Below are 1,001 nucleotides of genomic sequence, written 5' to 3'. Positions count from 1 at the left end.
GGTGTATGAGCGCGCCTGTGAGATAGCTGCCTACGCTTAGGCTTCAATGATGAAAAGTTAGTCCGACCGGGGCGGCAGGATTCTATTCTGCCGCCTCATTGCTGTGCCTGTGCCGCTTTTTCAGCCAACGTGCTCAAGCAAATGCCGCTCCGGAGGCGATTGCAMGGAACGACGATCACGAAGCTTCTATGAGATTATCATTGGCATGGTTCTTGCGTGAATGCCGATGCTGCGCCTGAAACCGGGGCAGTTGAGGGAAGAGGACCAAACTGATGTTGAATTTCACGCGCAGAAGCCTGATCGCACTCGCTTCGGCAGCTCTGGTTTCAGGCACGATGGCTGCGACGGCGCAGGCTCAGGAGACGATCAAGGTTGGTGTTCTGCACTCCTTGTCGGGCACCATGGCGATTAGCGAAACCACGCTGAAAGATGTTATGCTGATGCTCATCGAGGAGCAGAACAAGAAGGGCGGCCTTCTGGGCAAGAAGCTCGAAGCCGTCGTCGTGGACCCGGCTTCCGATTGGCCGCTCTTCGCCGAGAAGGCGCGCCAGCTGATCAGTCAGGATAAGGTTTCCGCTGTTTTCGGTTGCTGGACTTCCGTGTCGCGCAAATCGGTCCTGCCGGTGTTCAAGGAGCTGAACAGCGTTCTCTTCTACCCCGTGCAATACGAAGGTGAGGAAAGCGAGCGCAATGTGTTCTACACCGGTGCTGCGCCGAACCAGCAAGCCATTCCTGCGGTCGATTATCTCGCCAAGGAAGAAAAGGTCGCGCGCTGGGTCCTCGCCGGAACCGACTATGTCTATCCGCGCACAACTAACAAGATCCTCGAGGCTTATCTCAAGTCGAAGGGCGTGAAATCCGAAGACATCATGATCAGCTACACGCCGTTCGGCCATTCCGACTGGCAGACGATCGTCGCCGATATCAAGAAGTTCGGCTCGTCCGGCAAGAAGACCGCCGTGGTCTCCACCATCAATGGCGATGCCAACGTGCCGTTCTAC

At 56.5% G+C, this 1,001-nt stretch carries 1 protein-coding gene; it reads left to right on the top strand.

From position 1 onward, the window contains the following. Window positions 1-272: 272 nt before the first annotated feature. On the top strand, window positions 273-1,001 hold a 729-nt coding region (locus ACXJKO_RS31820), incomplete at its 3' end, for a transporter substrate-binding protein (protein ID WP_457094984.1).

The sequence above is a fragment of the Microvirga sp. P5_D2 genome, assembly GCF_054049475.1.
Note: the sequence above shows the minus strand (reverse complement) of the source record. Positions and strands in the feature narration are given on the sequence as shown.